At 28.1% G+C, this 22,723-nt stretch carries 17 protein-coding genes; 9 read left to right on the top strand and 8 right to left on the bottom strand.

Annotated features, from left to right (window positions below):
* Positions 1-8 precede the first annotated feature (8 nt).
* Positions 9-587: a YggT family protein gene (locus tag BLO14_RS01380; RefSeq protein ID WP_091972297.1), complete on the top strand. Its 579-nt coding sequence runs from the start codon at positions 9-11 to the stop codon at positions 585-587.
* Between the two features lie 9 nt (positions 588-596).
* The gene (gene recG, locus BLO14_RS01375) at positions 597-2,657 is read left to right on the top strand and encodes an ATP-dependent DNA helicase RecG (protein ID WP_091971982.1); all 2,061 of its coding nucleotides are present in this window, start codon (positions 597-599) and stop codon (positions 2,655-2,657) included.
* Here the strand turns inward: recG and BLO14_RS01370 are convergent.
* Positions 2,654-3,442, bottom strand: coding sequence for a M15 family metallopeptidase (locus BLO14_RS01370; protein ID WP_091971980.1), 789 nt, complete (start codon positions 3,440-3,442; stop codon positions 2,654-2,656). The genes recG and BLO14_RS01370 overlap by 4 nt on opposite strands.
* Positions 3,443-3,573: 131 nt before the next feature.
* Between BLO14_RS01370 and BLO14_RS01365 the strand changes: the two genes are divergently transcribed.
* The 3 genes from BLO14_RS01365 to murD all read left to right on the top strand — a co-directional run bounded on the left by BLO14_RS01365 (position 3,574) and on the right by murD (position 7,808).
* Positions 3,574-4,923 (top strand): MATE family efflux transporter, encoded by a 1,350-nt coding sequence (locus BLO14_RS01365; RefSeq protein WP_091971978.1) that lies wholly within the window; start codon positions 3,574-3,576, stop codon positions 4,921-4,923.
* 164 nt (positions 4,924-5,087) lie between these two features.
* A complete protein-coding gene (locus BLO14_RS01360) occupies positions 5,088-6,434 on the top strand; it encodes an MATE family efflux transporter (RefSeq protein ID WP_091971976.1) in 1,347 nt (448 codons plus the stop codon).
* An 18-nt stretch (positions 6,435-6,452) separates the two neighbouring features.
* On the top strand, positions 6,453-7,808 hold the full coding sequence (murD, locus tag BLO14_RS01355) for a UDP-N-acetylmuramoyl-L-alanine--D-glutamate ligase (RefSeq protein WP_091971974.1): 1,356 nt from the start codon (positions 6,453-6,455) through the stop codon (positions 7,806-7,808).
* Here murD and BLO14_RS01350 read toward each other — a convergent pair.
* Both BLO14_RS01350 and metG read right to left on the bottom strand, forming a co-directional pair.
* Complete coding sequence (locus BLO14_RS01350; protein ID WP_091971972.1) at positions 7,805-8,848, bottom strand: lipid II:glycine glycyltransferase FemX; 1,044 nt, start codon at positions 8,846-8,848, stop codon at positions 7,805-7,807. The genes murD and BLO14_RS01350 overlap by 4 nt on opposite strands.
* Positions 8,849-8,857: 9 nt before the next feature.
* Positions 8,858-11,032 carry a methionine--tRNA ligase gene (gene metG, locus BLO14_RS01345; RefSeq protein WP_091971970.1) on the bottom strand — a complete coding sequence of 725 codons (2,175 nt, stop codon included), beginning with the start codon at positions 11,030-11,032 and terminating at the stop codon, positions 8,858-8,860.
* A 157-nt stretch (positions 11,033-11,189) separates the two neighbouring features.
* On the opposite strand from metG, the gene BLO14_RS01340 reads away from it, so the two are divergent.
* Both BLO14_RS01340 and pta read left to right on the top strand, forming a co-directional pair.
* The gene (locus BLO14_RS01340) at positions 11,190-11,984 is read left to right on the top strand and encodes a 5'-methylthioadenosine/adenosylhomocysteine nucleosidase (protein WP_091971968.1); all 795 of its coding nucleotides are present in this window, start codon (positions 11,190-11,192) and stop codon (positions 11,982-11,984) included.
* A gap of 94 nt (positions 11,985-12,078) precedes the next feature.
* Complete coding sequence (gene pta, locus BLO14_RS01335; protein WP_091972295.1) at positions 12,079-13,137, top strand: phosphate acetyltransferase; 1,059 nt, start codon at positions 12,079-12,081, stop codon at positions 13,135-13,137.
* Here pta and rsmA read toward each other — a convergent pair.
* Positions 13,120-13,965 (bottom strand): 16S rRNA (adenine(1518)-N(6)/adenine(1519)-N(6))-dimethyltransferase RsmA, encoded by an 846-nt coding sequence (gene rsmA / locus BLO14_RS01330; protein ID WP_091971966.1) that lies wholly within the window; start codon positions 13,963-13,965, stop codon positions 13,120-13,122. The genes pta and rsmA overlap by 18 nt on opposite strands.
* Before the next feature lie 31 nt (positions 13,966-13,996).
* Complete coding sequence (locus BLO14_RS01325; protein WP_091971964.1) at positions 13,997-15,253, bottom strand: ComEC/Rec2 family competence protein; 1,257 nt, start codon at positions 15,251-15,253, stop codon at positions 13,997-13,999.
* 116 nt (positions 15,254-15,369) lie between these two features.
* Here BLO14_RS01325 and BLO14_RS01320 point away from each other — a divergent pair, with 116 nt between their 5' ends.
* A complete protein-coding gene (locus BLO14_RS01320) occupies positions 15,370-16,083 on the top strand; it encodes a CPBP family intramembrane glutamic endopeptidase (RefSeq protein WP_091971962.1) in 714 nt (237 codons plus the stop codon).
* 30 nt (positions 16,084-16,113) lie between these two features.
* Positions 16,114-18,051, top strand: coding sequence for an AMP-binding protein (locus BLO14_RS01315; protein ID WP_091971960.1), 1,938 nt, complete (start codon positions 16,114-16,116; stop codon positions 18,049-18,051).
* A gap of 28 nt (positions 18,052-18,079) precedes the next feature.
* On the opposite strand, the gene argS is transcribed toward BLO14_RS01315, so the two are convergent.
* The 3 genes from argS to BLO14_RS01300 are packed head-to-tail and all read right to left on the bottom strand — an operon-like array spanning position 18,080 to position 22,601.
* Entirely contained in the window at positions 18,080-19,837 is a 1,758-nt protein-coding gene (gene argS / locus BLO14_RS01310; protein ID WP_091971958.1) for an arginine--tRNA ligase, read from the bottom strand.
* On the bottom strand, positions 19,830-20,432 hold the full coding sequence (locus BLO14_RS01305) for a hypothetical protein (RefSeq protein ID WP_091971956.1): 603 nt from the start codon (positions 20,430-20,432) through the stop codon (positions 19,830-19,832). Before BLO14_RS01305 ends, argS begins: the two co-directional genes overlap by 8 nt.
* A gap of 21 nt (positions 20,433-20,453) precedes the next feature.
* Positions 20,454-22,601 carry a methyl-accepting chemotaxis protein gene (locus BLO14_RS01300; protein WP_091971954.1) on the bottom strand — a complete coding sequence of 716 codons (2,148 nt, stop codon included), beginning with the start codon at positions 22,599-22,601 and terminating at the stop codon, positions 20,454-20,456.
* Positions 22,602-22,723 lie beyond the last annotated feature (122 nt).

Here is a 22,723-nt window from a genome sequence, read left to right as displayed (position 1 = left end):
GTGCTGTGTTGGTTGTTTTAATAGAAACTTTAATGATATTTTTGCAGATTTATAGGGTTTTAATTTTAATTAGGATCATTCTTAGCTGGCTTGTATCTTCGGGAATTAATACTAATGTGTTTTTCAAATTTATACATGTTGTTACAGAGCCGGTTTTATCTTTTTTCAGAAAAATTCCTTTTTTTACATTTGGCATGTTTGATTTTTCTCCGATTGCAGCTTTAATAACTCTAACTATTTTTGAAAGAATGTTGGTTTATGGGAATTATAAGCTTTCTACATTTGTTATTTTATTTATTGTTGAAATTTGGGGAATATTTAGAAGTATTTTTATTGCTATAGTTTTCTTTTTGTTGTTGAGATTGTTATTATTGCTTTTGAATTTGTTTCAAGGTTCAGATTTTTTTAAAACAGTCGATTCATTTTTACTTCCTTTATCTACTAGGATAAGTGGTGTAATTACTGACAAGCATATGTCTTATACTTTACGCTTGCTTGTTGGAAGTGCTTTAATGATAGCATTTATAATCATTGTCGAACAAGTTGTATTTGCTATTAGAGTTTTAGGAACATATTTGCCTTTTTAGGAGATTAAAATGTTTTTGCATGAGTTTGAATATGAACTTAAAGGTATAGGTGGTCTTGGTGAGAAAGGGCTTGAAAGGTTAAAAAATCTACAAATTTTAAATATTAAAGATCTTATTGAATTTTTCCCTATAAAATATGAGGATCGTCAAAATATACAAACTTTTCCGGATTTTTCTAAGGTGAAAAGTTGTGATATGATGACGGTGTTCACTGTTGTTGGGCATAAAAAATTTGGAGATAGATCTAAAAAAAATTTAAAGTTAACGGTTAGAAGTGTAAATGACGAGCCTTTTGAGATTTTACTTTTTAATAGGGCTTTTTTAGAGAATGTTTTTAAAATAGATAAAAAATTCTATATTTATTCTAAATTTACTTATAACGATTATAGTGGTTTATGGAGTTGTTCTAATTTTGACAGTGAAGCTTTTAGCGATAATCCTGAAAGGTTTAAAAAAATTCTTCCGGTTTATTCCTTAACAGAGGGATTGACATCAAAGAAGATTTCATTATATGTAAAAGAAGTTCTTGAATATTTTTTTAAGTTTGGACAAACAGATATTCCTAAATTTCTAATAGAAAAGTATTCTTTGCTATCGTTAAGCGAGGCTTTAAAAGAGATTCACTTTCCAAGTTCATTAGAAATGCTTGAAAAAGCAAAAAAAACTTTAATTTACAGAGAAATTTTCTTGCTTCAGTTTTTTTCAAGGTACAGATCTTCTAAGGTTCTTTTCCGAGAAAAAAAACATTTATCAAAAGATTTACTTGAAAGAGTTGTATCAAGCTTGCCCTTTGAACTTACAGAAGATCAGAAAATTTCTGTTGATGAGATATTCTCTGATCTTAACTCTTCTAAGCCAATGAATAGATTGCTTCAAGGTGATGTTGGAAGTGGTAAAACCCTTGTTGCCTTGCTCTCAAGTCTTCCTTTAATTGAAGCTGGATATCAGGTAGCATTTATGGCTCCTACTGATCTTTTGGCTCGCCAGCATTATGATAATTTATCCAACATATTGTCATCTTTTAACATTTCAGTGACTCTTTTGACTGGTAGTTTGAAAAAGAGAGATAAGGATCAAGCGTTGGAAAGCATTAAAAGCGGAGCTTCAGGTTTAATAGTTGGAACACATGCTATTTTTTACGAAAGTACAGAATTTAAAAGATTAGCATATGTTATCATTGACGAACAGCATAAATTTGGAGTTATTCAAAGAGAAGAGCTTAAAAACAAAGGAGAAGGGGTAGACATGCTTTTAATGTCTGCAACACCTATTCCTAGGAGCTTTGCGCTAACACTTTTTGGTGATCTTGAAGTTTCGCTTATTAAAACCTTGCCTAAGGGCCGTATACCTGTTACTACTTATTTAGCAAAGCATGGCAATGAAGATAAAGTTTATGAGTTTTTAAGAAAAGAGCTCTTAAAAGGTCATCAGGTTTATTTTGTTTATCCATTAATTTCATCTTCAGAGAAATTTGAATTAAAAGATGTTAATAATATGTGTTTAAAATTGAAGGAAGTGTTTAGTGAATATGTTGTCGAGATGCTTCATTCTAAGTTGCCATCTGATTTAAAAGAAGAAATTATGAAAAATTTTTATTCTAAAAAAGTAGATATTTTGGTGGCTACTAGTGTTATTGAGGTTGGAATTGATTGTCCAAATGCAACTTGTATGGTTGTAGAGCATGCTGAGCGTTTTGGACTTTCTACTTTACACCAAATCAGAGGTCGTATTGGTAGAAGTAATTTAGAGTCTTTTTTCTTCTTACTTTATAAAGAGCCCTTGACAGGTGCTGGAAAATTTCGATTGAAAACCATAAAGGAAAATGTGGATGGATTTAAAATAGCAGAGGAAGATTTAAGGTTAAGAGGGCCTGGTAATTTATTTGGTCTTGAGCAAGCAGGATATTTAAAATTAAAAATAGCTAATTTTGTTGATGATAGAGATATCATAGTTTTGATTCGAGAAGAACTCGACTTATTTTTTTATGATAATTCTACTTACGATAAGCTTGATATTGATTTGCTAGATAATCTTTTTTGTTCTTATTTAAATGTTGGAAGAAGTATTTAGTTTGTGTATTTTTCAATTAGGCTAATAAGATTTGTTTTGTTATGATTCCAGAATTCAAGAAGCTTGTATTGTAGATTATTGAAATATTTTTTCTGAATAAAGCATGGTTTAGGTCCTATGTATAAGTAATGCCAAGGCTCCGCTTTATATCCAGTTTCCATTTCGTATCCTTTTGGGTATGAAAGAGAAAACCCATATTTAAGAGAATTTTCGTAAAGCCATTTTCCTTCTTTTGTGTTTAGTAGATTATCATCTATATTTATAAAATCTATTGCTGTTCCTAGGTGATGTTGAGAATGGCTTGGATTTGCTGATTGAGTTTCTGCAACTTTTCTGCCGTAAGTTTTTACATTGTAATCGAATAAAAATTTTTGGTATTCTTGTGTTCTGTGAGCGGATTTGATTTTAATTTCAATTCCATTTTTTTTCGCATCTTTTATTAGCCGAATTAAATCTTCGATTAAGATTCGTCTTACCTTAAGAGTCTTTGCTCCAAGATTCTTAAGGTCCTTAAAGTCATCAACATTTACCAGATCAGGTATTTTATAATCTGTAGGAATTGATATTTTTTTATTTATTAGAGTTAAAAGGTTGTTTTTTTCTGCATCTACTAAAGGCTTTATTTCTTTTAAGAATTGAATAGGATTTTTTTCAATGAAATTTTTGCGCGGTTCATTTATTGTTTTGGTAATCTTTAGTAGCATTTTTAAATCTTTTTTTGAAATACTGTTGGCTAATAAAGCTAGGTTAATAAATAGAAGTAATAAAACATAGATTGGTTTCATGTTATTTAATTATAATATATTTTAGTATAATAAATAGTTAATTCTAATTATGTATGTACATATATGTGTATATTTAGATTGGGTTTGATTTAGTTAAAAGTTATAAATAAAGGAGAGTGTGTATAGGAAATATGATCAAAAAGTTTAAAAATTATGATCAGATAATAAAAGAGTTATTTATTATAGCTATTCCCACAGCTTTTGAATCGCTTTTATTTCAAATGGTAACTTTTTTTGATAATTTTATGATCTCCTATTTAGGTTCTTTTCACCTTACAGGAGTTTCTTTAGCAAATAGAGTAACTTTTCTTTTTTTTATTATTGTGTTTGGACTTGGTACGGCTTTAAGCGCTTATGTGTCTCAAGCAATTGCAAAAAAGAAGTTTCTTCAAATAAGACAATCTTTTGCTTATATGTTATCAATTGGAACTACAATAGGAATAATTTTTTTTATATTTTCATTTTTTTTTCCAAAAAACATTATCAAACTATTCACAGCTAATCAGAACTCTTTAAATTTTGGATCAGAGTATTTAAAAATTATTTCATGGTCTTATGTGTTAATGGCATATTCTTTTTTATCGGCCATGGGATTTAAGAGTGCTAAAGAAGTAAAAATACCTTTATATGTTACTTCTATTGTTGTTGTAATAAATATTGTTTTTAATTATATTTTTATTTTTGGTTTTGGCATGGGAATAAAAGGTGCCGCATATGCTACTGTGCTTGCTAGAATTGTTGAGTTTGTTTTTTATTTTTCATATAGTCTGATAAATAGTAATTCATATTATCGTATTAATTTTGGCGATTTTTTTGCTTCAAAGATAGTTACTAGAGCTAATTTGAAACTGATTGTACCCGTTTTATCTCACGAGATTTTTTGGGTTTTGAGTATAACTATTTTGCATGCATTTTATGCTCGTGTTGGGAGCATTCAGTACGCTTCATTTGCTGTTGCATCAAATCTTTTCGACATTTGTTTTGTATTGCTTCACGGCATGGGACTTGCAACAGGTGTCGTTATTGGGCATTTAATGATTTATGATAAGAGGCATGTTAGGTCAGTTGGATTTTTTTTATCTTTTTTAGGATTTCTTTTAGGCATTTTTGTAGTTATTTTGCTTATTGGGATATCAAGCTTTGCGCCTTATATTTTTAGTAATTTAGATTCTCCTAAACTTGTTAGTGTGTTTATTTATGTTTTTGCGAGTATTGTAGTTTTTAAAGCTTTTACCGCACAAGTTCTTGTTGGAGTTTTTAGAGCCAGTGGTATAGCAAATGTTTGTTTTTTTATTGAATCAGGTGTAATTGTTTTTTATACGCTTCCAATTGCTTATTTATTAGTATTTCATACAAATTTAAGTTTGCCAATAGTGGTTTTTATTGTAAATGTGGAAGAGATCATTAAAAATATATTTATTATAATTGAGCTTTTTCATGATGATTGGATTCGAGAGATTGATTATGAAGAGCTTGATTGAGTGTGGGGTAGCGTGATATATTTGGTGTTAATAAAAATTTTAATGGTCTTGGTGAATCTAAAATCCATTCTTATTATGCCGATTTAAAAGCAATTCCTTTTGTTTTTTTGTAGTGTTTTAGTATTTGTCTTTGTGAAAATATTGATTTTTATTTGGAGAAGTTTATGTATTCATTAAGTGCGTCAAAAAAAGATAAAATTTATAAAGATCTTTTGAAGATTGCAATTCCAACTGCTATTGAGTTTTTTTTATTTAATTTTATTTCTCTTACAGATAATGCTATGGTTGCATATCTTGGTGACTATCCTGTTGCAGGAGTTTCTCTTGCAAATAAATTTTTTGAACTGTTTGTTACTATTGGATTTGCTATGGCAGGAGCTTACAATATAATCGCTACAAGGCAATACAATCGGGGCGATTTTAAGAGTTTTAGAAATACATTTTTTATTAGTATATTAACTATTATTTTATTTTCTTTCCCGTTTATATTGATTTCTAGAGTGAGTCCTTTTTTTTTACTTAGATTGATTTCCAATGATGTGCAGGCAGTTTATTATGGGGCTATTTATTTAAATATAGCTATTTATTCTTTCGTATTTGCAATCATAAAAGGCCTTGTTGCCAATGCTCTTAAAGTTGTTGAAATTGTTAAATTTCAAGTTTACATTTCCGTTTTTTCAGTGCTTTTAAATCTAATATTAAATTATATTTTTATTTTCGTTTTTCATATGGGGGTAGTTGGAGCTGCTATTGCAACAACAGTTATTCGCATTTTAGAGCTTATTGTCTATCTTATTTATACAGTATTTAACAAGAATTCAATTTTGCACCTTAAACTTGATGATTTAAATATTAATGTTAAGCTGCTTGTTCAACTAATTAAATTTTTTATTCCAATTCTTTTAAACGATTTTATTTGGTTTTTTGGTTATCTTGTGTTGACGTCAATTTTTATAGGAATCGACACTCATAAATATGCTGCTTACAGCATATCTTTTTCTGTTTATTTTATTATCTTTAATATAATTAATTCTTTTTGTATTTCTTTAAATATTATGATGGGTTATGAAATGCATAATAGCAAAAAAGAAATCATGAAAGTTGCAATCTATTTGGGTAAGATTGGCTTCAAACTTGCTTTTTTAACATCTTTTGCATTGTTTATGTTTTCATTTTTTGCTCCTTATATTTTTTATACATTAAAATATTCTCACCTTACAGGAACTATTTTAAGATATTCTTCTGTTTCTGCCTTTTTTATGGCTCTTGCTTTTCAGTATCTTTTTGGTTTTTTTCGTGCAGGAGCATCTCCAAGTTTTGGTGCTATTATGGAAGGTTCTGTAACTTTTGTTTATACTATTCCTATTGCTTTTGTTTTAGCAAATTATACAAATTTGCCTTTTGAAGTTATTGTTTTTATTCCAGCTCTTGAGGATGCAATCAAGCTTGCTATTTCGCTTCCTTATTTTTATAGCGAAAGGTGGATTAAATCTGTTAAAACAGGTTGGTAGGTTTGATATAATCTTATTGTGCGTTTAGACGAAATTAAAAATTTAAACTTTTTAGTCATGGGGTTAGGTCTTAATGGAGGAGGAGTAGCTCTTTCTAGATTTTTATTAAAGCATGGGGCAAGGTTAGTAATTACTGATCTTAAAAGTGAGGCAGAATTAGCTTTAAGTATTGATTCTTTAAGAGATTTTGATAATCAAATTAGGTATGTTTTAGGTAAACACAATGTAAGCGATTTTAAAAAAGCTGATATTGTTGTGAAAAATCCCAGTGTGAAGCCCAATAATAAATATTTAAAGTTTGCAAAACGAGTTGAAACGGATATTGGTTTATTTTTGATATTCAACAAGAATCCTATAATCGCAGTAACGGGTACTAAAGGTAAATCGACTCTTGTGTCTCTTTTGTATCAGACTTTGAAAAAAAAATATCCAAGTGTAAAGCTTGGGGGGAATATTGGCGTATCTCCTTTAAGTTTTTTTGATCAACTTGATGGAAAATCCCCTTTGATCTTAGAACTTTCTTCTTGGCAGTTGCAATCTTTAAGGAATTTTAATCCTATTCTTAGTATTATTACAAATGTTTACAACGATCACCAAAATTATTATTTAAACTTTAATGATTATATCATCGATAAGTCAAAAATTTTTGTAAATCAAACTTCAGGAATTGTGATTATTCAGGATAAGGCTTATTATAAATATTTTTCAAAATTTAAATCAAAAGCCAAAGTTATTTTATTTTCCGAATTTAATCCTCGCGACTTTGATCGAGATGTTTTTTATTGCAATGAAGGTGAAGTATATTTTAATTATAACTTGATTGGGCATTTTTCTGAGCCTCAAGTTGTTTTTATGATTCCTAAGCTGATTACTTTTTTTGTTTCTTATTATTTAAATATGGATCTTAATGATACGTTTCAGATTTTAAGTAATTTTAAAGGAATTGAGCATAGATTAGAGTTTGTTAAATTAGTTCAAAATGTAATGTTTTATAATGATACAGCTTCAACTATTCCTGATTCTACGGTTTTATCTGTTAGAAGTTTGAAAACAAATGTTAATTGTATTAACTTAATTGTTGGAGGAACTGATAAAGAGCTTGATTTTTCAAGTTTTTTTAAGATACTAAATCTAGTTAAAACTTGGATTTTGATAAAAGGTAGTGCAACTGTAAAAATTATTAAAATTTTGGAAAAAAGTGGCACACAATATTTTGTGTTTGATTCTTTAAGAAATGCGGTAAATTATGCTTTTAAGATTTCAAGTTCAGGCGATATTGTGTTATTTTCCCCTGCTAGTGCTTCTTTTGAACTTTTCAATAATGAGTTTGATAGAGGCTTGCAATTTAAAAATCTAGTTAATACGCTTGGTTAAATTTTTTTCCTTATCACTTTGTAATAAAAGTATCTAAGTTTTTCAAGATTTGCATAAACATTGTAAATGAAATTTTTGTAAACAAAATCATAACAGCCAATTCTGTGAATAATATCTCCCCCAAATCCCGTTTTAAAAGCAAAAAGACCAGATAGAGGATGTTTTTTATTTGCAATTGGGGGAATTCCTAATAAATCATATTCTTTTATTCCTAATTTTTTTAAAATTTTTATTGCTTTGAATTGCACTGCGTAATTGGGCATTAAATTTCTGTATTCTTTGCTGGAAGCCCCGTAAAGGTAAACCGCTTTTTCCTTGTAAATTCCCACTATTATGCCAGAAACAATTATGTTGTTGTAAAATGCAGCTATCAATTTTATTTGAGCATTTTTGTCTTGTTTAAATATTTCAATAAGGTTTTGTATGTATTCTTTTGAGTGGATAGCAAATTTATCTCTTTTGCTGGTTTCTTTATAGAGTTTGTAAAACGCATTTAAATGTTTAAATTTATCATCTGCTAGTATATCCAGATTTTTTTTTGTGCTGAGTTTTATGTTGTATCTTGTTTTTTTTTTCATGTTAAGCAAAATATTCTCAAGAGAATTATTTAAATTTAATATTGTTGTGTTTGAAGGCTGTATGTCATCAAACGATTTTCTTAGACATTTGATTTTAATTTTTATTGGAGAGTATTTTTCATTTAATGTTCTTTGATAGTAATACATTAAATCGAATCTTAAAAAAATTGTATTTTTATGTAGGTAGGGTTTTATTTTTATGCTAAATTCTTTAATATTTTTGCTGATTTTGTCAATATTAATGTTCTCAAGAGTTTTGTTTGAAAATTCTGGATGCGGAATGTATGCTAAGTAAAAACTTTTAAACAGTTTTCTTTGCATTACAATAATTTTACCAAGAGCATCACTTTCAAATGCTAAGGCTTTCCAATTGCTGTTTTTTGTTGTTTTTATTAATGTCCACAGTTCGCTTTGAAGATAATTTTCTTCTATTTCTTTTGCTTTTATTTTTTTTATAGTCATTAATAACTCTTAGCAAATCCTTCCGTTTGGAATATCTTTAGACAATATTTTGTTCTTAGAATGTTCTAATATTAAGTTTATTCCGTTTATTTTAAGCTCTCCGTTTTCTGTTACTATGTTAGCTTTTGAAAATTTATTTATGTCAATTTTAGGTGGGCAGATAAGATCTTTATTTTGATCGTTTTCAAGTATTATTCTCTCTCCAGCAACAGGATTTTTGATCGAATCTTCTACAATTATAACTTTAAAATTTTTATTTTTGTCCTCAGCAGCTATTAGCATTCCTTCAGATTTTATTCCTCTAAACTTTGCAGGCTTTAAATTGTCTACTATTATTATATGTTTGTCTAAAAGCTCTTCTTCTGTATAATGTCCTTCAAGACTACTTACTATTTGTTTGTCCTCATTAGCGCCATCACTTAGTTTTAATATGAATAAGTTTTTAGCTTCGAGATTTCTTTCTATTTTATGTATTTTCATGACTTTTAAGAGCACTTTTTCTCTAAATAAGTTTTCTGGTTGTTCTTTTTCTTCCATTTTTTTCTCTCCTGAATACTTTAGCTTTAAATTGTTGATTTTTTTTTGCTCTAGTTTATTGAATAATATTTCTGTGAACTCAATTTTTTTAACTCCAGATTTAGTTCCAAGAATTTTGATAGAAAATTGATAACTGTTGCCAAAGAATTGTTGTATTTTTTTGCTTGTTTCGGGAATGAATGGCATCATTAAAATAGATAAGTCTCTTATTAGGTATATTAAGTTTGAAATTAGTTCTTTTGTTTCTTGTGGAGAGTTGTCTTTTTTTTTCCACGGTTCGTTGTCTTGAAATATTTTGTTTCCAAGGGATGAAATTTTAAGTATTTCTTTGAGTGCAGATTTTAGTTCTGTCTTTTTAAAAAGATTTAGTATTTTATTATATTTGGGTGTTATTTGTTTCCAAAATTTATTTTGAGTTTCGATTGTTTCTATGACATCTCCAAAGAATTTTTTTTGAAATGTTAATACTCTGTTGACAAGGTTTGAAAAATTATCAATAAGCTCTGTATTTACTCTTTCCATGAGATCTTGCCACATAAATTGAAAATCAGATTTTTCAGGTCTGTTATAATAGATATAGAATCTCCACACATCAGAAGGGATTCCTGTGGTAATAGCATCGTTTCCAAAAATTCCTGTTCCTTCCGATTTTGAAAATTTAAGATTTTCGTAATTTAAGTACTCGCTTGATGAAAGTTGATTTAATATTGTCCAATTTTCTTCACTTCCAATTTCTATGCAAGGGAATATAATTGTATGAAACAATATATTGTCTTTTCCAATAAATTGTACAAGATTTACTTGATCATTGTTTTTCCACCAAGATTCCCAATTTTTAACAATGTTTTTGGTAATTGAAATATATCCTATTGGGGCATCAAACCAGACGTAAAATACTTTATTTTCGTAACCTTTTTTAGGCACAGGAATTCCCCATTTCAGGTCTCTTGTAATTGCTCTTTCTTTAAGGCCGTCTCTTAAAAAAGCGTTTGTCATTTTAAGTGCATTGGTATTCCAATTTTCATTAGCAGTCGAATTTTTTATCCATTTTTCAAGTTTTGTTTTTATCTTGGGAAGATCTATATAAAGATGTTTGGTTTTTTTTAAAATAGGTTTGTTTTTACAAATTATGCATTTTGGATTTATTAGGTCTATTGGATTTAAAAGCTTAGAACAGTTATCGCACTGATCTCCTTTGGCCGTGCTTTGGCACTCTGGACATTCTCCTATTACATATCTATCAGCTAAGAATATTGAATCTTTGTTGCAAAAAAATTGTTCAGTTTCTCGCTCTTTTATATAACCATTTTTTTCTAATTTTAGGAAAAAATTTTGTACAATTTCTTGATGTTGATTGTTGGTTGTGCGACCGAAAATATCAAATTCAATATTGAACCATTCGTAAATTGATTTATGTATTTCATAATATTTATTGCAAAGCTCTAAAGGGGTGGTTTTTTCAATTAAGGCTTTGGTTTCTGTGGCTGTTCCATATTCATCTGTTCCGCAGACATAAAGAGTTTCAATTCCGGACATTTTCGAATATCTTGCGAAAGCATCGGCCGATAATACTTGCACTAAATTTCCAAGATGAGGAATATTGTTGACATAAGGTAGAGCAGCTGTAACCAGATTCATTTTTTTCATTCAGTTTTCCCCTTTTTAAACTACTAATATTGTAATACGGATAGGATAATTTTTTTCAACATTTTTTATAAAAAATTTTTCAAAGGAAAAATCAATTTTGATTTTTCCTTTTGAGGTATACTGATAAGTATTCTTTTGTTATAAGGAGTGTGAGTTTATGAATTTTTTAATAAAATTTTTTTTATTTCTATTAGTTTTTTCAAACGGGTATGTTGTTTTTTCTAAAAACATTAATGTTTTAGTAGTAACCTCTATGGATTCTGAGTTTGAGCAGATAAATAAGCTTATGTCTAACAAGGAAGAAATAGTGCTTAAAGAGTATGGTCTTAATAAAAAGATTGTAAAGGGAAAGTTGTCTAATCGCAATGTTATGGTTATTGTTTGTGGGGTTGGCAAGGTTAATGCGGGTGTTTGGACTAGCTATATTTTGTCAAAATACAACAATATAAGTCATGTAATTAATTCTGGGATTGCTGGTGGCGTTGTTAGTGATAAATACAAAGATATTAAAGTGGGAGATGTGATAGTGTCTTCAGAGGTTGCGTATCATGATGTTGATCTAACTAAATTTGGACACAAAGTGGGTCAGCTTATGGGATTTCCTCAAAAATTTAGGGCCAATAAGAATTTATTTAATAAAGCTACAGAGGCTGTCAAATTAAAGATTGGAAGTGCTAATGCATATTCAGGATTAATAGTTTCAGGAGATCAGTTTATTGATCCAACTTATATGAATAAAATTATGAGAGATTTTAAAGATGTAATAGCTGTTGAGATGGAAGGTGCAGCAGTAGGGCATGTTTCGTATATGTTTAATGTACCTTTTATAGTTATTAGGTCCATATCTGACATTGTGAATAAAGAAGGAAATGAAGTTGAATATAGTAAATTTTTAAAATTAGCTGCTTTTAATTCAGCTAAAATTGTACAAGAAATTTTAAGAATTCTTTAAAAAATATTTAATTTTTACAATTGAAAATTATGAATGAGAAAAAAGACGGTTTTTGTATGAAAAATGTCTTTTTTCTAATGCATTTATAAATATTATGTTGTATCCTTTTTATAAGGTGTTTTGTTTAAAAGATTATGTTTTTAAGAAGGCAAAAGTCTTTGTAAAAGAGAATAAGTTTAAGGCTAGTGTAGTTTTCCCCGAAAGTAGTGACTCTAGGATTTTGAAGGCAACCGTTATTATTTTGCAAAAAAATCTTGCAAATTCAGTTATTTTGATAGGTAAAAAAGATTCTGTTATTAATTCTTTAAAAGAATTTTCTAATTGTAATAATATTTTAGAAAGAATAGAAGTTGTTGATCCTAATTCTTTTCCAGACATTGAAATGTATTTGGATGAATATTGGAGCTTACTAAAGCTAAAAGGTGCTACTAAACAAAGTTTAAGGGCGCAAGTTTTAGATGAAATTACTTTTGCTATGCTTATGGTAAGATTTGGTTATGTTAAGTCTTGTGTTTGTGGCGCTATTTCAACTTCTGCTAAGGTTTTATCTAATGCTTTGAGAATAATTCCTAGGGTAGATGATGTTAAGATTATATCATCTTTTATGATTATAGATACTTCAAATAATGTTCGAAATGTTGATTTTTGTTTTGGGCATAATGGAATTTTATTTTTTGCAGATTGTTCTGTAGTAGTCAATCCTAATTCTTTAGAGCTTGCAGAAATTGCACTGCAAAGTGCTAAATCTTTTAAGGATATTTTAAATGCAAAGCCCAAGGTTGCTCTTTTAAGTTTTTCAACAAAAGGATCTTCTAATGCTAGAGAAATTGAAAAAGTAAAGAATGCTTTAAATATTGTGAAGAATAAAGAGAGTGATTTACTTATTGATGGAGAGCTTCAACTTGATTCAGCAATAAGTAGAAATGTTGCAGAGAAAAAATGCAGGGAATCTTTGGTAGCTGGTTCTGCTAATGTTTTAATATTTCCTAATTTAGATGCTGGGAATATTGGTTATAAATTAGTAGAGAGATTTGCTTTTGCTAAGGCCTACGGTCCTTTTTTGCAAGGTTTTTCCAAGCCTATTAGTGATCTTTCAAGGGGTTGTTCTGTTGATGAAATTGTATTTGCAAGTGCTTTAATGATGAGCGTTTAGAGTGTTGGAAATTTGTATAAATTCTTCAACAGAAATGTTTTCAGGTCTTTTGTCTAAATATTCTTTTAAAAAATTTTCTCTTAGAATATCTTTATTTGTGATGAAATTAATAATAGTGTTTTTTAATTTCTTTCTTCTGCTTGAGAATACAGTTCTAATCAATTTGTTGAATTCTTTAAAGTCTTTTATATTGTTTTTTCTAGGAATTAATTTTAATGTTGTAGACTTAACTTTAGGTGCAGGATAAAAATTGTTCTCTCCTATGTCTATTATTTTCGCTATTGTGAAGTGTGATTGTACTAAGATTGTAAATGAAGAATAGTTTTTGCTATTTATTTTTGCAGTTATTCTGTCAGCCAATTCTTTTTGCACTGTGAATACCATTTCTTTTAAAAAATTTTCTTCAATTAGTTTAGATATTACTTTCGATGCAATATTATATGGTAAATTTGAAAATATTTTATCAATGTTTTTATTTTCGTTTGTGTATTTTTTTAAAAAGTCTCCTTGTATCAATTTAAAGTTTTTTAATTTTCCAAATTTTTCATTTAATATTTCCGAATATTTTAAGTCAATTTCAAATACGGTTAAAAGATTAGTTTTTTTTAATAAAATATCAGTCATTGCGCCAAGGCCTGGACCAATTTCCCACATTTTTTCATTTTCTTTTATATCTAAACTTTCTATTATTTTTTGCCTTATGTTTTCATTGATTAGATAGTTTTGTCCCCACAATTTTCTTGGAGCTATTTTTCTTTCTTTTAATGTTTGTTTTATGCTACTTATGCTGTTGTAGTTGATGTTCATAGATAAAAAAGATAGTAACATATTATTCTTCATATTTGCAGCTATTTTTAAATTATTTTGAATTTTTTTTAGTTTCGTTATTATAAATAATGTAAGTTATAAGAAGAATGCTTAATATTAAAAATATAGGTATTTGGTGGTTCTTAACTGTAAAGAATTTGCTAAAAAATGTTGCTGTAATTTTTATTGTTTGGAATATGTAGGCATTTATAAGATCAAGGAGAAAAAATAAATTCAAGTTTGAAAAGTAAGTTATTAAGCTTAATATTGTTATTGCTAAGAAAATCAATATTAATGGAATAATTATTAAGTTTGACAATACTGAGATTGGTGTTATATCAAAATTGTTAGCATAAATTACTGGCGAAGTGAATATTTGAATAAAAAATGTTGTAAACATTGATGATGTTAGTCTGTTAAGATTGTATCTATTTTTTAGATGAACCGATGCTGATATCCCTATTGTTGCAAGATAGGAGAGTTGAAATCCTATTGAATTTAGTGTTTCGGGGAATGCAATGGCATTTATTATAAAACTAATAGATATACAGCTTATTAAATTAATCTTGCCATAAATTAATCTGTATATTATAAGAGATTCTGTCATTAGAAATGCTCTTAGTGCTGAAGGTGTAAATCCAGTTAATATTAGATAATTTAGTAAAATTATGCTTAGTATTAAGTATTTTAATTTTTCATTTGTGACTATTAAAAGTAAATAGTAACTTATTAAGCTTATTAGATAAAAGTGAAGTCCAGACACTACCAAAATGTGGGCAATTCCTGCATTTTGAAATAATGTTTTTTCATACTTTGTTATTTCTGATTTGATATTCAAAATTATTGTTTTTGAAAAATGGGAATAACTAGGATTTAATGTGGTAAAAAAATTATTTAAAGTGTTTGTATATTTTTCTCTAAGCTTAGCAAAAAAGGGCCTTTTAATTATTTTTATTTTTTGGTTTTCAATTTTAATGGTATCTCCAATTTTGTAAATATTTTCAATATTTTTGAAGTTAAATTTGTGTGTATTTGCGTTATTGTCAATTACTTCAATAATAGTTTTTGAATCTTTTTTTAAATTTTTAATGTTTGTTATTTGATAAATATTTTTTTTCTCGGTTTTAAAATTTAATCTAGTTTGAAAGCTTAATAGCAATATTGTGCAAAAAATAAAACTAAGTGCTAAGTGTTTGTTATTTTTTATTATAAAAAATAATATTAGTATTGTGTTGAAATAAATCAAATTGAGTTTCAAATAGTAATGGATTGATAAATTGAGTGAAATAAGGACAAATATTAAAATCATTTAGAATATTATCATTTTTTATTTATAAATAATTATCTTTTAAATTTTAATTTGTTTTGATTAATCAATCAATAATCATTCATTGACAATTAATAATTATTTAATTACAATGCTTTATGCAATTGTTAAAAAATAAATATCCATTCAAGCTGGCCTTGCTTGATCTTTTTTTGGTCTACGTAGTTATTTATCTTGCATCTCCTTTTGAAAATGTTAATTCAGAATTTTGGAACGTTAATGAAAATCATTTTTATTTTTGGATTTCAAGATCTTTTTTAATTGTTTTTATAATTTATTTTTTTAAACTTACCAGTTCTTATGATGATTTTAGGGTAGAGTTTTTTATTCCTAAATTTAAATTCATTTTTATTTGGGAATCTGTTTTAATTTTTATTAAAACAATATTGATTGCAATGATATTCATTTTTTTAATAGCTTTTTTACTTGAATATCTGTTGCCAGAATCGGTATTTGCCTACTATTTTCAAAACAATGTTGGATTTAATTGGAAAATTAGCAGTAAAGCAGCATTGTTTTTAATGACTTTAACCTCTTTTTTTACAGGAGCTTTTGAAGAATTGTTTTATAGGGCTTTTGTTATTACCAAGTTTACACAAATGAGATTTCCTGTTGTAATTACTGTTTTTCTTAGCAGTATGTTTTTTGCTTATGGGCATTTGTATTATGGAATTTTAGGATTTTTGGTTGCCTTTATATTAGGGATATTTTTTGCTTTTATCTATTTAAGGTATAAAAATGTATATTATATGATTTTTATACATAGCTTTTATAATATTATTGTTAGCAGTCTGTTGCTTTTTTTAAATTAATTTAATTTTAAATCGATTTGAGGGGGATTTATGAGAGATACTGTGCCTAAGCGTTTTAAAGAGGTGGTAACTCTTTATAGTGAGCTTGATATTTTTATGTATAAGGAAGGGGAGTCTAAAAGTTTTAAGAAGCAAATATATGCTGATTTTTGGAATGAGGTAAAAAGAGTGGCTTCTGGGCTTTTGCATTGTGGCATTAAAAGGGGAGAAAAGGTTGTAATTATTTCTGATTCGAGAAGGGAGTGGATAATAATTGACATTGCTACTTTAGGTTTAGGCTGTATTGACGTTCCCAGGGGAAATGATTCTTCTGAGGATGAATTAACTTATATTATTAATCATTCTGAATCTACTTTTGTTTTTGTTGAAAGCAATAAGCAGCTCCAAAAAGTTTTATCCAAAAAACATGATCTTAGATTGGTGAGATGCATTGTTGTTATTGATGATGATAAATCTTATGAAGAAAAAATGGGAAATATTACTGTATTTTCTTATAAAAAATTACTAGAACTTGGAACTGAGTATTTAAGATCTAATCCAAAATCATTTGATATAGAGATTGAAAAAGGTTCTTCAAAAGATATTGCAACTATAATATATACTTCTGGTACAACAGGTATGCCAAAGGGAGTAATGTTAAGACATGAATCTTTTATTTTTCAATTAGATAGACTTTATGATTATCTTCCAGCAATTAAGCCTGGTAAGATAATGATTTCTATTCTGCCTCTTTGGCATTCTTTTGAGAGGGCTTGTGAATATATAGTCGCTTTAAAGGGTGTAGCAATTGCATATTCAAAACCCATAGGTCCTGTTTTGCTAAAAGATTTTTTACTTTTAAATCCTCAAATGATTATTTCTGTACCTAGAATTTGGGAAGGTATAAGAATGGGTATTATTAAGAAGGTGTCAGAATCTTTGATTAAGAAACTTGTGTTTGGAGGGTTTTTAAAAATTGGAATTGTTTATGCAAAGCTTAAAGAAAAATTTTTAGGTTTTTCACCTGTTTATAAAAAACCCAATTTATTTATTTTGCTTTTTTCAAAGTTATTTTTGTTTGTTGGGATTATCTTAATTTTTCCTGTTAAATTATTAGGTGATATTTTGGTATTTAAAAAAATAAAAAATGCCCTTGGGCAAAATTTTGAATTTGGAGTTTCTGGCGGTGGAGCGTTGGTTGATTATGTTGATTATTTTTTTAAGGCTGTAGGAATTAAGGTGCTTGAAGGTTATGGCCTTACTGAAACGGGTCCTATTTTGAGTGTTAGACGTCTTAAGGGTCCTGTGGCAAGAACTGTAGGCCCTATTTTGCCAGATGTTGAATACAAGGTAGTTGGAGTTGATGGGAGAGTTTTGCCTTGTGGAGAAAAAGGTGAGCTCTGGGTAAAGTCACCACAAATAATGAGCGGTTATTTTAAGGATAAGGCAAAGACGATTGAAGTTTTAACAGAAGATGGTTGGTTTAACACCGGGGACTTAGTTAGATTGACAATTAATAATGAAATTACAATTGTTGGTAGAAGTAAAGATACAATTGTTCTCAGGGGGGGAGAAAATATTGAGCCCGAGCCTCTTGAGAGAGTTTTGGGTAAATCTTTATTTATTGAAAATATTATGATTGTTGGTCAAGATCAAAAATTTTTGGGAGCTGTTATTGTGCCCAATTTTGACAATCTTGAAAAGTGGGCAAGCTCTAGTGGAGTATCTTTTTCTTCTAGGAGTGATTTATTAGCTAATGAGGATGTTAACAAGCTTTATTCTAAGCATATCTCAGATACTATTAATACTAAGTTAGGTTTTAAAAACTTTGAAAAAATAGTAGGCTTTGTTTTACTTCAGGATTCTTTTTCAGTTGGGGAAGAGCTTACCAATACTCTTAAGTTAAAAAGACATTATATATCTCAAAAGTATGAAGATAGAATAAAATTAATTTTTAGTAAAAGTGACCTAGATTCAAACGGATATTAGACAAGAAAATGCTAAAAAATTTTCTTGTCTACATTTTTAACATATAAGGAATATTGAGCAGGTACATGCAATTTTTTATTGTTTGTAGAATGGCTTTTAAAAATTCAATTCTTGTGGCTGTTAAATTAATGTTGTTTGTATCTATTACTTTAACTTCTTGATAGTATGCGCTAAAATTCTTTGCAAGCGAGTATGAATAGCTGGCAAGTATTGAGGGGTTTAAGTCTTTTGCCGCTTTGATTACATTTTCTTCTAGTTCCGATATTATTTTTATAATATCCCACTCTTTTTCGTGTTTTAAAAGTTCAAAATTAATTTTTCCCATTATGGAAATAGAAAGTGTGTTATATTTTTCAAGAATGCTGTTAATTCTTGCTCCAACGTATTGGATATATGGGCCAGAATTTCCTGTAAAAGATAGGCTTTCTTTTTTGTTAAATATAATATCTTTATGTACAGCTGATTTTAACAGATAATAGTGAATTGCTCCTAGAGCAATATTTAAAGCATTTTTTTTAGCGTTTTCTTTGTTCTCAATTTTTTGTGTAATTTCAGGCATTATTGATTCTATTAGCTCTAAGATTAAATTATCCCCGTCAATTACATTGCCTTCTCTTGATTTCATTTTGCCATCAATAAGATTGACCATTCCGTATGACAAATGAAGAAGTTTTTTGTTTTTAGAAATTCCCAATTTTTCTGATACAAAAAATAAATTTTTAAAGTGCTGAATTTGTTCACTTCCAACCACATAAATCATTTCGTCAAAATCAAATTCTTTTATTCTAACTGCTATATTTCCTAAATCTTGGGTAAGATAGATAGATGTTCCGTTTGATCTTATGAGTACTTTTTGTTTTGCTTTGTTGTCAGCTTTTTCATTTGAATCTAAGGGCAAATCAATGCATATTGCACCATCTTCTCGTTTGTAACAAAATCTTTTTTCAAGTCCTTCTAATACAACATTTTTCCCAATTTTAAAAATTTCACTCTCAAGGTAAATTTTATCAAATGAGGTGTTTGTAATTTTGTAAGTTTCTTTTATTCCTTCAATTGCCCATTTATTTAGCTTTTTCCAAAGTTCAATTGTGCTTTTATCTTTTTGTTCCCATTTTAAAAGTAGATCTTGAATTTCTTCTTCAGCATTTTTATTTTCTTGTGAGTATTTGTTGTACCTAACATAAAAATCACCAATCAAATGGTCTCCTTTTTTAAAAGCTTTTTCAGGGGTAATGCCATTTCCAAATTTTTTGTATGCAAGCATTGATTTGCAGATATGAACTCCCCGATCGTTTATTAAGTTTATTTTTGTAATTTTTGCACCCACAGCTTTTAATATTCTTGAGAGACTTTCTCCTATTGCGTCATTTCTAAGATGCCCCACATGTAGTGGTTTGTTTGTATTTGGCGATGAAAATTCTAATATTATTTTTTTATTGTCTAGATATTTACTTGTTCCATAGGCATCTTTTTGGGTATTTATCATTTGTATAGTATTGTTTATGTATTCTTTTCTAGGAATTTTGATGTTTAAGTAAGGCCCCATAGCTTTAATTTCGTATTTATTTTCAAGGTTTTTTATTATTTCTTCAGAAATAGTTGCAATAGGAAGTTTCAAAGTTTTACTAAGTTCAAATATTAATATGGAAATATCCCCCAAATCACTTTTTGGGGGCTTTTGAATATTAATGTTTATTTTGTCCAGCTTTATATTTTTTGATAATGCTAAATTGGCAACTATAATGCTAATTTCGTCTTTAATATGTCCTTTAACACTTTTAGTCATTTTTTTCCTCTTTATTAACACCTGTTAGCATATTGATTAATAGTAAAATTAAAGATGCTACAATAAAAATGTTTGAGCTATGGGCTAACATTTTTGTATTTATAAGCCCTTTTATTATAGGTATCTCTTTGTTAAAAAGTTTTAAATTACCTGTGTTTAATATTTCTCTAATAAGTGAAATTGTTGAGCTTAAAGCAATGAAAATTAAAATTGGAATTTTAGAATATTTGATTATCATCGATGGATTTTTTAGGATTTTAAAAGGCTCGTTTTTATGGAATGATATTATTATGGCTATTAAAATGGGTATTGAAAATTTGAATTCTTTGTATAAGGTTGGCGTTAAATGGAGCATGAATAAGTAAGTTAGGCTAGTAATAATTCCTATTATTACTAGATATATTCCTAATATGTGACTTTTATGCTTTTTTAGTTCTATTTGATTGATTATTAAGGCAGGGAATATAATGCATAGTGAAATCCAAACAGATATGATACTAGCGTCTGAAAAGTTTTTTGTATAAGCAAAAATAGGAAATAACATTAAATGACTTTTAAGATATTTTTCAACGTTATAAAATGTCTTTTTTTGCATATTATTTCCTTTTAGTCTATTTTATTTGGTTTTAAATTGATTTATGCTTTCACTAATTTCAGAAATATGACTTGAATTTGTAGTTCCTAAAATTTTAATACGCTCAATTGCTTCTACCAGTTTATTAATCTCTTCTTTTAAACCTTTCATTGAGTTTGATACTGTAATGTTAATTTCTCCTAACAGTTTAACAGTGCTAATGATTTCTTTGTTGCCTCTAAACATATCATTTGAGCCAATTTTTACTTCATATGTTATTTCCCTCATTGTATTTAAAGCCTTTAAAATTTCTTGGCTACCTATTGATTGCTCTTGCATTGTATGATTTATTTCTTCTATTACTTGAACAACTAGATTGATTGAATCGAATATTTGATTGAAAGCTTTATTTGTTAATTCAGAAGTGTTTACGGTTTTGGTTATTGAATCCATTATTTCGTTAATTGATGAAGCAACGGATTCTGATTGTGATGTTACTTGTTCTGCTAAATCTTTTATTTCTTCTGCAACAATAGCAAATCCTTTTCCAGCTTCACCTGCATGAGATGCTTCAATTGCAGCGTTCATTGAGAGCAAGTTAGTTTGACTAGCTATAGATGAGATTAAAGAGTTTGCTTCTTGCAATCTTGTCGAGTTTTTGAAAATTTCTTTGATTTGAGCAATAACTTCTTCTTGTTTTTTTCGTCCATCATCAGAGAATCTTTTTAGTTCTTCTGTGCTTTTTGCAGCTTTTTGAGTTATTTCTGTTATTGATTGTATGCCCCCTATCATTTCTTCGATAGCTGATGAGGATTGTTCAACGCTTGCAGCTTGAGTTTCAATTGAGTTGTCAAGAGATGAAATATTTTTTGAAAGACTTTCAATTACGTTTGTTGTATTAGAAATGAATTCTACTTGTTTTTCTACCTCTTCTTGTGTTTTTTCTATATATTGATTTGAATTTTTTATTGTATTGTGGGTTTTATTTATTTCACTAAATAAATGGTCTCCATTTTCTTTCAACAGCCTTACTCGTTCTTGTAATGAATTAATTACATTTTTTAGATTTTCAATAAAATGACCGAAAAGATTTATTGTAGAACTAATTGAATCTTTACCTTTTGCTTCGATTTTAAATGTTAAGTCACCGTTTTTAACCTTTGGAATGACAGCATTGAGTTTATCTATTTTTGATATTATTAAAGTTTTTATGGTTGATATCATTATTAATATGAAAATTATTACCAAAATAAATATAATGGTAAGCGAGACCAATCTCATATGTTTAAATTCTTTTGAAAATATGTTATTATAGTCTATTTTTATTCCCAAGTACCAATTAGATGTTGTGATTCTTGCTAAGGAGATTATTTCATTTGAATTGCTTGTATTGTAATTTGATTTTCCTTGAGACAATACGTTTAATATTTGAGTTAATGTTTTTGCATTAAAGCCAAATATGTGTTTTATGTTTTTTAAAACTTCATCTTTCCCTCCAAATGCATCTCCACTGCTGTTTATTATGTATATAGTAAAGTATTTTGATGAGTTTTGGCTGCTTGCATTTTGTTCTAGTAAGGAGTTTTCCAAAAGCAGTAAAAGATATTCTTTTAGTTCGGCAATTTTTTCTGAAATGTCGGCATATAAAATAATATATCCAATATTAGATTTTTTTGAATCTGTTATTTTATATGTTATTGGAATGTAAAAATTGTTATTTATTTTTGACAAACTGTTGTGAAGAATTGAAATTTGAAATGTAGTTATAGCTTTGCCTAAGAGTAATTCTTTTAAGCTCATATATTGACCGGTTCTTTTTTTCTCACTTGATGCGATTATGTATCCATCTTTGTTTGCATACTCTATTATTTTAATAAAGGACGGGAGTGTAACTAAAATCTTGTCGGATACTAAATGCTCCTCACTTTTGTTATTTAGAATTGCAGATTTATAATCGTACCTAGTTGTCAATACGCTTAAAGTTTTTATTATTTCTTTAGATTCATCAGAAAAGCTTTTAATCATTGCTTGGTTAATGAATTTTGTAAAGTCTTGAAGTTCTTTTGATATGATTTTTTTATAGCCTTGATCTAATAGTAAAAAGGTTGTTGCAATAATGATTATTGTATATGCTAAAATTATAAAATTGAATTTATAAAAAAGGTTGGAGTTGAGTTTCTTTTTTTTCACTAAGTCCTCTCAAAGTTTTGATTTTTCATAAAATTTTTAAAATATTAAACTTTTAGTATTCTATATGTTTTATTATATAATTATATATACATGTAGCTAAATAATAAAATAATTATTTGCAA

Source organism: Borreliella japonica (assembly GCF_900099615.1).
Taxonomy (GTDB): Bacteria; Spirochaetota; Spirochaetia; order Borreliales; family Borreliaceae; genus Borreliella; species Borreliella japonica.
This window is presented reverse-complemented; position numbering and strand designations above follow the sequence as displayed.